Annotated in this window: 13 protein-coding genes; 6 read left to right on the top strand and 7 right to left on the bottom strand. The window is 71.1% G+C overall.

Features of this window, described 5'->3' with window-relative positions; genetic code table 11:
• Positions 1-2 precede the first annotated feature (2 nt).
• The gene (locus Dvina_RS03145) at positions 3-1001 is read left to right on the top strand and encodes an ABC transporter ATP-binding protein (RefSeq protein WP_223100866.1); all 999 of its coding nucleotides are present in this window, start codon (positions 3-5) and stop codon (positions 999-1001) included.
• Positions 1002-1028: 27 nt separating this feature from the next.
• Here Dvina_RS03145 and Dvina_RS03140 read toward each other — a convergent pair whose 3' ends face one another.
• The 7 genes from Dvina_RS03140 to folP form a co-directional block, all read right to left on the bottom strand.
• The gene (locus Dvina_RS03140; protein ID WP_223100865.1) at positions 1029-1502 is read right to left on the bottom strand and encodes a hypothetical protein; all 474 of its coding nucleotides are present in this window, start codon (positions 1500-1502) and stop codon (positions 1029-1031) included.
• 59 nt (positions 1503-1561) lie between these two features.
• Positions 1562-1849, bottom strand: coding sequence for a hypothetical protein (locus tag Dvina_RS03135; protein ID WP_223100864.1), 288 nt, complete (start codon positions 1847-1849; stop codon positions 1562-1564).
• A 10-nt stretch (positions 1850-1859) separates the two neighbouring features.
• Positions 1860-3326: an ABC transporter permease gene (locus Dvina_RS03130; RefSeq protein ID WP_223100863.1), complete on the bottom strand. Its 1467-nt coding sequence runs from the start codon at positions 3324-3326 to the stop codon at positions 1860-1862.
• 194 nt (positions 3327-3520) lie between these two features.
• Entirely contained in the window at positions 3521-4093 is a 573-nt protein-coding gene (locus Dvina_RS03125; protein WP_223100862.1) for a DUF3180 domain-containing protein, read from the bottom strand.
• A 16-nt stretch (positions 4094-4109) separates the two neighbouring features.
• Positions 4110-4631 (bottom strand): 2-amino-4-hydroxy-6-hydroxymethyldihydropteridine diphosphokinase, encoded by a 522-nt coding sequence (gene folK, locus Dvina_RS03120; RefSeq protein ID WP_223100861.1) that lies wholly within the window; start codon positions 4629-4631, stop codon positions 4110-4112.
• Complete coding sequence (gene folB, locus Dvina_RS03115; RefSeq protein WP_223100860.1) at positions 4628-5014, bottom strand: dihydroneopterin aldolase; 387 nt, start codon at positions 5012-5014, stop codon at positions 4628-4630. Before folB ends, folK begins: the two co-directional genes overlap by 4 nt.
• The gene (gene folP / locus Dvina_RS03110; protein ID WP_223105283.1) at positions 5011-5838 is read right to left on the bottom strand and encodes a dihydropteroate synthase; all 828 of its coding nucleotides are present in this window, start codon (positions 5836-5838) and stop codon (positions 5011-5013) included. Before folP ends, folB begins: the two co-directional genes overlap by 4 nt.
• A 331-nt stretch (positions 5839-6169) precedes the next feature.
• Here folP and Dvina_RS03105 point away from each other — a divergent pair, with 331 nt between their 5' ends.
• Genes Dvina_RS03105 through Dvina_RS03085 form a run of 5 tightly spaced genes read left to right on the top strand, consistent with a single transcriptional unit; the run spans position 6170 to position 12743 of the window.
• A complete protein-coding gene (locus Dvina_RS03105; protein ID WP_223105282.1) occupies positions 6170-6490 on the top strand; it encodes a hypothetical protein in 321 nt (106 codons plus the stop codon).
• A gap of 12 nt (positions 6491-6502) precedes the next feature.
• Entirely contained in the window at positions 6503-6877 is a 375-nt protein-coding gene (locus tag Dvina_RS03100) for a hypothetical protein (protein ID WP_223100859.1), read from the top strand.
• Positions 6874-10236: an ATP-binding protein gene (locus Dvina_RS03095; RefSeq protein WP_223100858.1), complete on the top strand. Its 3363-nt coding sequence runs from the start codon at positions 6874-6876 to the stop codon at positions 10234-10236. The genes Dvina_RS03100 and Dvina_RS03095 overlap by 4 nt, the downstream gene beginning before the upstream one ends.
• Positions 10237-10277: 41 nt before the next feature.
• Positions 10278-12194, top strand: coding sequence for an MFS transporter (locus tag Dvina_RS03090; RefSeq protein ID WP_246655992.1), 1917 nt, complete (start codon positions 10278-10280; stop codon positions 12192-12194).
• 6 nt (positions 12195-12200) lie between these two features.
• On the top strand, positions 12201-12743 hold the full coding sequence (locus Dvina_RS03085; protein ID WP_223100856.1) for a hypothetical protein: 543 nt from the start codon (positions 12201-12203) through the stop codon (positions 12741-12743).
• Positions 12744-12748 lie beyond the last annotated feature (5 nt).

Raw genomic sequence — 12748 nt, 5'->3', positions numbered from 1 at the left:
GCGTGGACGTTACCGCGAAGCACGACGCCGCGCCGATCACCCTCGATCGGCTGCGCAAGGTGTATCCCGACGGGACGGTGGCGGTCGAGGAGCTCAGCCTCGAGATCGGCAGCGGCGAGGTGACGGTGCTCATCGGCCCGTCCGGCTGCGGCAAGTCGACGGTGCTGCGGATGGTGAACCGCCTCATCGAGCCCTCGGGCGGGCGGATCCTGATCGACGGCTCCGACGCCACCACGGCCGACCCGAACGAGCTGCGCCGCACCATCGGCTACGTGATCCAGAGCGTGGGGCTGTTCCCGCACCAGACGGTGCGCGCGAACGTCGGCACCGTGCCGCGGATGCTCGGCTGGGAGAAGCGCCGGATCACCGAGCGCACCGACGAACTGCTCGAGCTCGTCGGGCTGCCGGCCGGGCAGTACGCGAAGCGGTACCCCCACGAGCTTTCCGGCGGTCAGCGCCAGCGGGTGGGCTTCGCCCGGGCGCTCGCGGCGGACCCGCGGGTGCTGCTGATGGACGAGCCGTTCTCGGCCGTCGACCCGATCAACCGGGGCCGGCTGCAGGACGAGTTCCTGCGGCTGCGCGAGGCGGTGCGCAAGACGACGATCCTGGTCACGCACGACCTGCAGGAGGCGATCAAGCTCGGCGACCGAATCGCGGTGCTCTCCGACCACGCTCAGCTGCAGCAGTACGCCACGCCGGCCGAGCTGCTGGCCCGGCCCGGCAACACGTTCGTCGAGCGGTTCATCGGCGAGGACCGCGGGATCATGCGGCTCTCGGTGACGCCGATCCCGGCCGACGGGCTGCGGCCGGCGGCGGAGGCGGGGGACGGCGCGCCGGTCGTGTCGTCCGGCGCGACGCTGCGGGAGGCGTTCGGGGCGATGCTGGCGGCGGGGCGCGGCGCCGTGGTCGTGCGCGACGGCGACACGCCGATCGGCGCGCTCACCGCCGCCGACGTCCAGGTGGCCCTGGCGTCCGCGGCGGTGGACACACCGGCCGCATGAGTGCTGTGCAGTGTGGGGCGGCGGCGGTTACGGCCGCCGCCCGGCCATCGTCGCGAGGCCGATGATCCAGCCGACGATGAGGCCGTAGCCAGCGCCCGCGGCCGCGTTCGCCGTAGCGGCGCTGAACGACGGGTTCGGAAGCAGGAACGACGTGAGGAATGCCGCGAGCGCCGCGGCGAACATGTAGGCGGCCCACCCGGTGAAGATCGCCGAGATCGTGCCGCGGGCCGAGGCCAGCTGCGCGCCGACGAGCAGCGTGATGAACAGCCACGTGAAGACGATCAGCAGGATGGCCTTGAGGTCGGCTCCGAGCACGTCGCGCACGGCGGCGTTGGTGTCGAAGTCCCAGGCCGGCCAGGCCAGCGTCTCGAGGAAGATGCCGCGGTCGCCCTGCTGGGTCCAGTCGACGTACCACGGGCTGCCGAAGATCAGCACAAGAAGGAATGCGACAAGGGCACCGGCACTCGATGCGGTGCGGTAGCGGGATCGCGTGATTGCCATGCCGGGATAAGGCCCCCCGGCCGCCAAAAATAAACCGACGGCGATATGTGCTGCTTGTACTACTTGTCGGCTTTCATGATGTAGTCGATGAAAGCGGCCCGCACGAGCGGCTCCTGCTCGCCGTATTCGTGGCTCGTGGCCTCGCGCCACAGCGCGACGGCGTCGTCGATCGTCGCGTCGAGCGAGCCGATCCAGCCGTCCTGGGTGTCGTCGTCGCTGTGCGTCACGTGGGTGAACAGGTCCCAGAAGAACTTGATGTCGCGCTTCTGGCGGGCCAGGGCAAACGCCCGGTCGCGCAGCTCCTCGGTGGGAAGGGCGTCGAGCTGTTCCAGGGTGACCTCGGCCATGGTCACCAGACTATCTGGTGCCCCAGCGCTCCTCGACGCCCCAGCCGCGGTCGGAGCCGCGCGGGGTGTCGTTGCCGGTGTTTCCGTATCCGGTGTTTCCGTAGCCGGTGCTGTCGTAGGCGGTGTTGTCGTAGGCGCCCGGGGTCCAGCCGCCGGTCCGGCTGGACGGCGGCGACCAGTTGTCCTCGGGCTCCGGCTGCGGCGGCGTGATCGACGGCGGCGTCCAGGGCGCGTCCTCGGCGATCTCCCGGGCCGTGCGCGGACGCCCGAACGTCTCCACCAGCCGGGTCACCACCAGGCCGATGCCTATCGCCCCGGCGGCCAGGGCGGCCGGCTGCAGCTTCCAACCCTCGGCCTGGGTGTACCGCAGCAGCAGCGTGACGACCACGACGGCGAGCGCGGTGCCGAGCACGCCACCGCGCCGCCCGAACGCGGAGGTGCCGCCGGCCAGGGCCGCACCCAGCGCGAGCACGGAGACCGTGAAGCCCCCGAACGAGGCGGTCGCCCCGGCCGCGGCCACCCCGCGGTCGGTCAGCGCGACGAGCACCCCGGCCGCCGCGGCGAGCACGGCCGAGCCGGCGATCGCGAAGCCGGTGAATGCGGCCGCGCCGCCCCCGCGCCGGTCGGCCGGGTCGCGGACCGGGCGGAACCGGCCGAGGGACCGGCGCAGCGGCCGGACCAGGCCCAGCGCGCCGCCGCCGATCGCGAGCCCGGCCACGCCGATCGCCCACCAGAGCGCGTGCCCGTGCGGGTCGTAGGCGCCGGCGACGAGCTTCGCGTCGGGCTGATCGGCGATCCAGGCGATGAGCGCGAGCGCACCGCCGAGGCTCGCCGCCCAGCCGGGCACGTGGAAGCCGACGACGACCACCGCGATGACCACGCCGGCGCCGAGCGCGACCAGGCCGGTGATCAGGGCGGTCGTGAGCAGGCCGCGGTTGGAGTTGGCCGCGAAGAACAGCGCGGCGGCGAGGGCGACGGGGCCCACGGCCAGGTTCGGCGCGCCGGCCCGCAGCGAGAGCCCCATGGCCACCGTGATCAGGCCGAACGCGGCGCCGGAAAGCAGCAGCGCGTGCAGTTCGGCACCGCGCAGGGCGGCCGGGCTGGCGTCGCGCAGGAGGTACAGCAGCGCGCCGCCCGTCAGCAGCAGGACCAGCTCCCACAGCGCGTGCACGGCGAAGCGGTCGCGGCCGGGCTCGCCGTGCTCCGGATCGTCGAAGACGTCGCCGAGCTGCTGGGTGGTCGGGGCCCGGCGGCGCCCGACCGGCTCGTCGGCGGCCGGGGAGCCGTAGGCCGGCGAGACGGGGAAGCTGCCCGGGGTGTACACGGACTGGTTGACGACGCCGAGCGTCGGTGCATCCTCGGGCACGCCGCCCGACCGGAAGTCGGGCTCCTCCCGGAATCCGGGCTCACCGCGGAACCGCGAGTCGTCGTACGCCATGGCGCGCGCCTCCTGCCAGCCGACGGGTACGCGTCGCACGATAACCGCGGATGGTGACCAGCGACAGACCCTGCCTCTCGCCGATCCTGCACCGATCGGCCGGGTTTCGCCCGCCGGGTCCCGGGGCCCGCCGCCGCGACGGCGAACACTGGCGCTACGACCTGGCTGTCGTCACATCGAAAAGCGGCGGATTCCGTACTTCCCGGCGGTACGAAATCTGCGTTTGAGGCGTTTTATGCGTTCTGGTCGTCCGACGCGCGGTCGGAGCCCGCGGGGCCCCGCTGCTGCCGGGGCAGGTCCTGGTCCCGGCCGTTCGGGGGCACGCGGCAGGACCGCTCCAGCCAGAGCGCGGCGGCGATGAGCACGATCGAGGCGGCCACCCCGAGCAGGGCCTGCGGCAGGTTCTCGGAGACCTTGGCCAGGACCCCGCGCTGGGTGAGCAGCCAGGACGCAAGGCCGATGTACATGCCGCCGAACAGCGCCGCGACAAGTGCCGACGCCTTGCCGAGCACGGCGTAGCGGGCGATCACCAGCGGCTGCAGCGGGCCGGCACCCTCCTTGCGCAGGATGCGGTTGCGGGTCGAGTACGCCTCGATGCCCTCGAAGATGGCCAGGCCGATCAGGGTCAGCGGAGGCAGCCAGGGCAGCGTGGGCAGGCTGTTCCAGAAGTTGCTGATCGCGATCCAGGCCAGCGCGGTGGTGAAGAGCGCGGCGATGACCAGCGTGGCCGGGCGGGTGGGCTCCATCCGGCCCTTGGGGCCGTTGGGTCCGCTGACGTTGGGGTCTACGGGTGGCGGCGTGGCCATCGCTTTCCGCTCCAGATCACGTATCGAGGTGGACGTCAACTCGTGGACGCAGGTCGGCGAGGTCACCGGCGACCTCGTCGGCGCGGATCAGGTCGTTGACCCATCCGTGACCCGGCAGCTGGGCGTACGGCTGGATGTCGAGCCACGGCCGGAGCACGAACGCCCGCAGGTGGGCGCGCGGATGCGGCAGGGTCAGCTCCGGGTCGCCGGACGTCACCGGCGCTCCGTCGTCGTCCCACACAGCAATCACGTCAACGTCAAGGGTACGCGGGCCGAAGCGGCGAGCCGGGTCGCGCACGCGCCCGGCCGCGTCCTCGAGCCGGTGGGCGGTCGCCAGCCAGTCCGCCGGGCCGGCGCCCGCATCGGCCGCGAGCAGGGCGGCGTTGAGGTAGTGCGGCTGGTCGGGGTCACCCCACGGCGGCGTCTCGTAGACCCCGGAAACCACCAGGACGAGATCCTGCATCGCCTCGACGGCCGCGCGCAGGTTGGCCTCGCGGTCACCGAGATTGCTGCCGAGGGCCAGCACCGCCGTGCTCACGACGGCCCCCTGCCATCCCTGTCGCTCTCCCGCCGGATGATCACGGCGACGTCGCTGAACTGCAGCGGGATCGGGGCCTGGGGCTTGTGGACGGTGACCGTCGCGGCCCGGACCCGGCCGTCGGCCAGGCAGACGTCGGCCAGGCGCTGGGCCAGGGTCTCGATCAGGTTGACCGGTTCTCCGGCGACCACGGCGGCCAGGCTCTCGGCCAGCTCGCCGTAGTGCACGGTGTCGGTGACCTCGTCGGAGGCGGCGGCCGGGCCCAGGTCGAGCTCGAGCTCGGCGTCGATCACGAAGTCCTGGCCCTCGCGGCGCTCGAAGTCGAAGACGCCGTGGTGGCCCTTCACGGTCAGGCCGCGCAGATATATACGGTCCGGTTTCACGCTGCCGCCCTCGTCGCCTGCCACACCCGTATCGCGTCAACGTTCCCACGGACCTCGTGCACCCGCACGCCCCAGGCACCGGCCGCGACGGCGAGCACGGTGGTGGCGATCGTCGCCGCTTCGCGGTCCTCGGTCGGGCGGTCGCGGCCCTCGGCGTCGGCGAGCAGGCGGCCCAGGTGGGACTTGCGGCTCGAGCCGACGAGCACCGGGTGGCCCAGCGCGATGAGGTCGGGCAGGTGGGCGGCGAGCCGCCAGGTGTGCTCCGGCTTCTTGGCGAAGCCCAGGCCCGGGTCGAGAATGATCCGCTCCGGGGCCACGCCGGCCGCGACGGCGGCGTCGACGCGCAACAGCAGCTCGGCCGACACCTCCTTCACCACGTCGTCGTACACCGCGAGATCGGCCATCCGCCGGGAGTGCCCCCGCCAGTGCATGAGCACCCAGGGGCAGCCGGCGTCGGCGACCACCCGGGCCATGTCGGGGTCGGCCAGGCCCCCGGACACGTCGTTGACCAGCTCGGCCCCGGCCTCCAGCGCGGCCGCGGCGACGGCCGCCCGGGTGGTGTCGACGCTCATGGCGACACCCTCGGCCCGCAGCGCCCGGATGACCGGCAGCACCCGGGCCGCCTCGGTCTCGGCGTCGATCCGCTCGGCGCCCGGGCGGGTGCTCTCCCCGCCCACATCGATGAGGTCGGCGCCCTCGGCCGTCATCTGCAGCGCGTGCGCCACCGCGGCGTCGAGGTCCGCGTAGCGCCCGCCGTCGGAGAAGCTGTCCGGGGTCGCGTTGAGCACGCCCATCACCACGGGCGTTGAACGTCGCAAGACCATCACTTGAATGAAGGTACTCAACTCACCGCGAGCGCTCGGTGGCGACCTGCGACAACCCTACGGGGGGCGCGGTGAACCGGTCTCACGAGGCACACTGTGCACACTGACCTCGAACCGGTCAGCTTGTTGGACACCGGACTGCCACGTACTCTCTGCAAGTGAACGTTATTCGGACGGTTAAACCCGACAATGGGCATTTAGCAGGGCAAACGCCCGGATAAGGTTCCGCTGGAGAGCGACACAGCAGCCGGGGTTGTACCGCCGGGTCGTCTTTTCGGCGACGCTTAACGCGCGGCATGCAACTCGCCTGCCGCGCCTCCGGGGAGGTTTGATGATGTTGATGGAGATCGGCCAGGCTGTGTGGGGCACGGCCCGGCACACCGTGGATGCGATCGCCTTCGCACCCACCCCAACCGAACCACCGCAGACGATCAACACCGACGCCATCGTGGGGTTCTTCGGCACCAAGATCGTGCCGATCCTCCTCGCGGTGCTCGGAGTGATCTTCATCGGCCGGGCGAGCAAAGGCGAGGTCTCGCGGGTCCTCACCAGCTCAGCGATCGCGATCATCGGCATCGCCTTCGTGCTCGGCGCCGGCGCGCTGTTCTTCTTCGGCGGGCAGCTGGTCAAGCTGATCTTCCCTGGTCAATAAGGACAGGCCCCAATGCGCCTGCGCACCGATGACGACATCTACCGGGCTCGGCTGGTCTACCTCGGCCCGCCCGGATACACGCTGCCGATCCAGCTGCCCTATGCGCAGTACGGGGTGTTCGCGCTGCTGGTGCCGTTGTTCATGTTCATCCGCTACCTGATCACGCTGCACGTCGACTACTTCCCCGCCTACGAGATCGCACTCGCGATCGTGGCGACGTCGCTGATCTTCCGTTACGTCGACCCCGATCGACCCGCCCGCATGGTGGTCCGCACCGCCCTGACCGACTGGCGCCACACTCGCGAGCCCAGCTCCGAGCAGCGTGACGCCCGCCTGGTCGGGTCCAAGGTGCGCATCCGCCCGGAACTCACCGGTGATCTCGTATGAGCACTCCCCCTCCCCGCAAGTCCGGGGGCTTTCCAGACCGCGCGGACATCGATGATGACGCTGCGCTGTCAACCGACTACGATGGCGGTCTGAGCGCGCTGGCCGAGGGCGGCCGGGTCGCGCAGTTCCGCGGCACCGGCCCGGCCGCCGCGCGCGGCAACGGCACCAACGGCGGTAACAGCGCCAACGGTGGCAACGGCACCAACGGTGGCAACGGCCGCCGGGCGCCGGCGGCCGACGTGGACTCGCCGTTCCTGGGGCTGTTCGACGAGCCGCCCGCCGGGGGCCCGGCCCGCGAGCGGCCGCTGGCCCTGGAGCCGATCTCCGGCATCCCGATCTCCGCGACGCCCTCCTCGGGTGCGCCACGGGCGCCCGAGGACCTGCGCGCACCGAAGCGGGCGATCCCCCGCGGCGGACCCGGCGGCGACCCGGCGCGCACCGCGCACGGGGAGCGCCACGTCACCCGGCCCGCCATCAGTGACCGGCCCGCGCAGCCCCCTGCCGCCGGTGACCGGCCCCCCTACGACAACTGGGCGGAGCAGCCGGACCGGCGGGCGCGCGGTGGACCCGCCGCCCCGCGGCCCCCGGAATGGGCTCCGGGCGGGCGGGCCAGCTCCGCCGGCGCGCCGCCGCGCAAGGCGGTCACCGCCCCGCCGCCGCCACCTCCCACGCGACGGGCCGCGCCCGCGCGCACCGTCCCGGCCCAGCAGCCGCCCCGCCCGCCGCGCGCGCTCCCGCCGCCGCAGCGCGGCCGCCGGACGCCGCTGGAGCGCACCCCGAAGCCGAAGCACAAGGACCGCAGCGCCGCGATCGACCTGGCGATCACCGAGATCGCCGGGCACCTGACGTTCACGCCCAACACGGTCACGGCCTGGTACTGGCTGCCCGAGGTGCGCTGGGCGTTCCGCCCGGACGCCGAGCGGGAGGCGCTGCTGTCGGCGATCTCCGAGCAGTACGCGGGCCTGGCCGGCTTCCGGCTGCACCTGCGGCGCACCACCAAGCCGTTCCCGGCCGACCAGTGGGCCCGCGTGGTCGACGGCAACACGCCGCACCCGCTGCCCAGCGCCGGCGGGCCCACCTGGGCCGACCACCTCGTCGCCGCCCAGAAGCACCTCCAGCAGATCAACCACGCCGAGGGCCAGACCTACCTGGGCATCGCCTTCGCCCGCCGCACCCTCGGCGACACGTTCGCCGAGCGCATCGGCTCGCTGTTCAAGCGCGGGGTCGCCGACGCCGAGCGGCGCCGCATGGCCCGCACCGTCGAGCAGTTCGACGAGGTCCTGGGCGCGTTCGGCATGCGCGGGCGGCGGGTCACCGCGTTCGAGCTGGAGTGGCTGCTGTACCGCTCGGTGGCGCTCTGCATGTCGCCGCCCGGGCACATCAACTCCCTCGACGGCTCCTGGGACCGCGGCGACCTCCTCGCGCTGACCGAGGAGGTGGAGCGCTACCGCACGCCGTACGGCTCGACAGTGAAGCTCGTCAACCGCCAGACCGGCGAGGAGCGCCACGTCGCCGTGCTCACGGTCGGGCGCATGGAGCCGCTGGAGATCCCCGAGCGCCACGAGCCCTGGCTGCACTTCCACGAGCGGTTGTCGTGGCCGATGGAGCTCTCGTCGCGGATCGACATCCTGGGCCCGGGCGACTCGTTCCGCAACCTGGAGCACCGCCTGCGCCTGATCCGCTCGCAGCAGGCCGACTACAGCGAGCACGGCATGGACGCGCCCCCGGAGCTCGAGCGCCTCGCCAAGCGCGCCCTCACCATCGGCGACGAGATCAGCACCGGCCTGCCCGTCGACTCGTCGCGGGCCCACGGCTGGCACCGCATCGCCGTCGGCGGCCGCACCCGCGAGGAGTGCCTGGAGCGGGCCCGCAAGCTCACCCAGATGTACTCCCGCGAGATGCGCGTGGCCCTCCAGCACCCGAAGAACCAGGACTGGCTGGCCCGCGAGTTCATCCCCGGCGAGCCCCTGGCCAACACCGGCTACCTGCGCCGCATGCCGGTCAAGCTCTTCGCCGCGGCGCTGCCCCAGGCCGCCTCCACCGTCGGCGACCGCCGCGGCGACCTCATCGGGCGCACTGCCGGCACCTCCCGCCGCCCGGTCTTCCTGGATCTACACTTCCCGATGGAGGTCCGCGAGCGCTCCGGCCTCGCGGTCTTCGTGGCCGAGCCCGGCGGTGGCAAGTCCACGCTCATGGGCGCCCTGGGCTACCTGGCCGCCCGCCGCGGCGCGCAGGTGACGCTGCTGGACCCGTCCGGCCCGCTGGCCCGCCTGTGCCGGATGCCGGAGCTGGCACCGTATTCCCGCGTCCTGAACCTGACCGGCTCGGAGCAGGGCACACTCGCGCCGTATTCGCTGATCCCGACCCCCCAGCGGGCCCACTACGCACCGGGCCCGCCCGGCGACCGCGAGTTCGAGATCGCCATCTCCAACGCCCGCGCCGAGCGCCGCATGCTCGTCCAGGACATCTGCCAGATGCTTGTCCCGCCGCAGGTGGCCCGCGAGGCATCGACGGCCACCATGCTGCGCCACGCCGTCCGCCAGGTCCCGGCCGAGGAGTCCTCGACGCTCGAGGACGTGATCCGGGCCCTGCGCGACACCGGCGACCACGACGCCCTGGAGCTGGGCAACCTGCTCCTGGACACCGCCGAGATGCCCCTGGCCATGCTCTTCTTCGGGTCCCCGCCGCCCGGCCTCCTGGGCGCCGACGCCGCGCTGACCGTCATCACCATGGCGGGCCTGCGGCTGCCGGACCTGAAGATCGAGCGCGAGTACTGGTCGGCCGAGGAGTCCCTGGCCCTGCCCATGCTCCACACCGCCCACCGCCTGGCCGTCCGCCGCTGCTACGGCGGCGACATGTCCCAGCGCAAACTCGTCGGCCTGGACGAGGCCCACTTCATGGAGGGCTGGCGCTCCGGCCGCTCCTTCCTGGTCCGCCTGGCCCGCGACTCCCGCAAGTGGAACCTGGCCGCGCTGGTGGCCTCCCAGAACCCGAAGGACATCCTGGGCCTGGACGTGCAGAACCTGGTCTCGACCGTCTTCGTGGGCCGCATCGCCGAGGACACGGAGATCGCCGCCGAGGCGCTGCGCCTGCTACGGGTGCCGACCGACGTGGGCTACGAGCAGACACTCGCCGCACTCTCCCAGGTCGACACCAGCTCCTCCTCCCGGCTCGGCTTCCGCGAATTCGTGATGCGCGACGTGGACGGGCGCGTGCAGAAGGTGCGCATCGACGTCTCGTATGTGCCGGAGTTGTTGAAGTACCTGGACACCACGCCGGGCGGCATCCCTTCGGGGACCGCGGTCCGCGGCGAGGTTGTGGACCTCCACCCTGACGACGACGCGGAGGATGATCGGTGAGACGCCTACCCGTGTACGTGGCCGTGGTCCTCGTCACGGCCGTGGCCACTCTCTTCGCCGGCCCGATGCTTCCTGCTTCAGCCTCTCCTACGGCGTACGCTCCTGGCGACAAGCTCTGCAGCCTCGAAGAATGGCAGCAACTAGGCAACTTTGATGACTGCGCTGCCAGCCTAAAAAGTGATATCGCCGGCAAGGCAAGCTGCCTTGACGCACCGCTCCCAGACAGTCCGGATTCCGGCATGGCTGGCTGGTTTGCGCAGCATCCAACCGCTGCCGAGAGCGACAGCATTATGGGCCGGTATTCGCGATACGGTTATGCTGGTTACGATTTCAACACATACGACCTCAAATGCGCAGCCACAGTAACGAATCCCAGTGCCGAATTCGAGAACACTGTTGCAAACGGCGAATTCGTCATGGCAACGTCGATCCTCGGTGCATCGAACGCCCTTCGCGAGCGCGCCTGGGACGCTTCTTACATGTGGGGCTGGGCTGACCCAATGGTCGACCGAACAACTCAAGCAATTTACGATCGGGTATTCACTCCATTTGGCGCCATAACGCTCGCTATCGTTGGACTCTACCTTCTTTGGAGATCACGACAGTCGGACATGTCCAACGCGATGACAACCGCGGGCTGGGCCATCTTCGTCATGGTCCTTATGAGTGCTCTGGCGGCGTGGCCGAGTTGGTCCGCGCACCTTGCCGACAAAACGCTTACATCAAGCCTTGGCCTAATTCACGATGCCGTCGGCCCTCCGGTGGAGCAGAAGAAGAGTGACTCACCTCTGTGCCAAAGGCATCCCGAATCATGCGTCGATCACCGAACTCCAGCACTACGCGCCAGCGACGCCGTCACCGACGGATTGCTCTATCAAAACTGGCTTCGGGGAACACTCGGATCGGCGGATAGTCCTTCAGCTGCAAAATACGGACCAGCACTGTATGATGCAAGGTCATTTACCTGGGCCGAAATTGACGAAATCCGCTCATCCGAGGCGGCCATTCGCGCCAAGAACGAAGAACACGCGGCCAAGGGTGAGCCCCTGGAGACTTCGAACCTCCGGGCCCAAAAGATTCAGCAGAAGAGTGACCGCTGGAAAGAAATAGCAGAGCGGATTAGGATCGAAGATCCGGAAGCATACCAACACTTGCAGGGGACGAAAGGCATGGACCGCGTCGGTGCGGGATTCCTCGCGATTCTTTCGGCCCTTTTCTTTGCGCTGTTCGACATCACGGCTTCAGTGTTGGTACTCCTTGGGTTCCTGCTCTTCCGCTGGGCGGTCATCGCCGCCCCGATGCTCGGCACCATCGGGCTTCTGCGACCGGCCAATGCCGGTCTCCGGCGACTGGGCAACGCGGTCATCGCGGCGATCTTCAACATCATCATCTTCGGCACCGGCTCGGCTGTCTATCTGTTCGCCGTCTCCCAGATCCTCACCGCCGCGCTGGCCCCCTGGCTTCAGGTCATCCTGATCTGGCTCACCGGGGTCGTCGGGTGGCTTCTGCTGAGGCCGTACCGCCGGATCACGCAGCTCGGCGGCAAGGATTCGACGCGGGCGATCACGTCAGCCGGAGGCTGGCACCGGCTGTTCATGCGGGACGTGCGGGCGGCCGCGGCGCTCAAGGTGGTCGACGCCGGAGGGACGAAGGAGCCCGCACCCCAGCGCGGCGGCGGCGATGTGTACAGCTCGCAGCGGCCCGAGGCGCGCAGTGAGGACACTGTCTCGGCGGGCAGCGGCGCCGGGGTCCCGGTGGAGCGGCCGGAGACGGGTGGCAACCGGAGTGGCGCCGGGCAGCAGCAGGCGCCGCAGCGGCGCGAGCCGACGTGGCAGGAGCCCGACCTACCGGCCGAGAACGCGCCGTCGTACTCGATCTACCGACCCGGCTCGGACGACTCCTCCCGGTCCACGACCGGGCCCGCGCGCCGGCCCGAGTCGGCGAGCCTGCCGGGGTAGGCGGCGATGCGGACGGCCCTGCGGCTGCTCGGGACGCGGTACGGCATCGCGTTGGTCCTGCTCGTGATCGTGCTCGTGATCGTCACGCTCGGGCGGACCGTGCTCGACAACGGGCGCGGGAGCTCGGCCACCGACGCCATCGGGCCGACCGTGGCGACGGTGCCGAGATCGGCTGACCCCTTCAGCTCGCTCGGGGACGACGGGGTCGACGAGTCGGTCGCCGCGGCGCCGTCGCTGAGCAAGGGTGCCGCCGACGCGGCGACCGTGGCCACCCGGTTCGCCAACGCGTGGGTGCGCAAGCCGGGGGTCACCGGTGATCAGTGGCGGGCCGGGCTCAAGCCGGACGCCTCGACGGAGCTGATGGCGTCGCTCGCCGAGACCGATCCCGCCGACGTACCGACGGCCACGATCACCGGGGCCACGCAGCTGCAGGCCAACGGCGGCACGACAGTGGCCCGGATCCCGGCGGAGGGCGGGACGATCGTGCTCGGGCTGCAGGTCGCGGGCGGGCGCTGGCAGGTCACCTCGCTCGACTGGGAGGTGGCGTGAGCGTC

The organism is Dactylosporangium vinaceum, from assembly GCF_019904175.1.
Classification (GTDB): domain Bacteria; phylum Actinomycetota; class Actinomycetes; order Mycobacteriales; family Micromonosporaceae; genus Dactylosporangium; species Dactylosporangium vinaceum.
The sequence above is the reverse complement of the archived record's forward strand: the minus strand, read 5'-3'. Positions and strand labels throughout refer to the sequence as shown.

Excerpts from the sequence above, each read along its gene's own strand:
- Dvina_RS03135 (WP_223100864.1), bottom strand. The coding sequence starts at position 1,849 with ATGGCCGAGGTCACCCTGGAACAGCTCGACGCCCTTCCCACCGAGGAG.
- Dvina_RS03125 (WP_223100862.1), bottom strand. The coding sequence starts at position 4,093 with ATGGCCACGCCGCCACCCGTAGACCCCAACGTCAGCGGACCCAACGGC.
- Dvina_RS03105 (WP_223105282.1), top strand. The coding sequence starts at position 6,170 with ATGATGTTGATGGAGATCGGCCAGGCTGTGTGGGGCACGGCCCGGCAC.
- Dvina_RS03095 (WP_223100858.1), top strand. The coding sequence starts at position 6,874 with ATGAGCACTCCCCCTCCCCGCAAGTCCGGGGGCTTTCCAGACCGCGCG.
- Dvina_RS03085 (WP_223100856.1), top strand. The coding sequence starts at position 12,201 with ATGCGGACGGCCCTGCGGCTGCTCGGGACGCGGTACGGCATCGCGTTG.
- Dvina_RS03140 (WP_223100865.1), bottom strand. The coding sequence starts at position 1,502 with ATGGCAATCACGCGATCCCGCTACCGCACCGCATCGAGTGCCGGTGCC.
- Dvina_RS03100 (WP_223100859.1), top strand. The coding sequence starts at position 6,503 with ATGCGCCTGCGCACCGATGACGACATCTACCGGGCTCGGCTGGTCTAC.
- folP (WP_223105283.1), bottom strand. The coding sequence starts at position 5,838 with ATGGTCTTGCGACGTTCAACGCCCGTGGTGATGGGCGTGCTCAACGCG.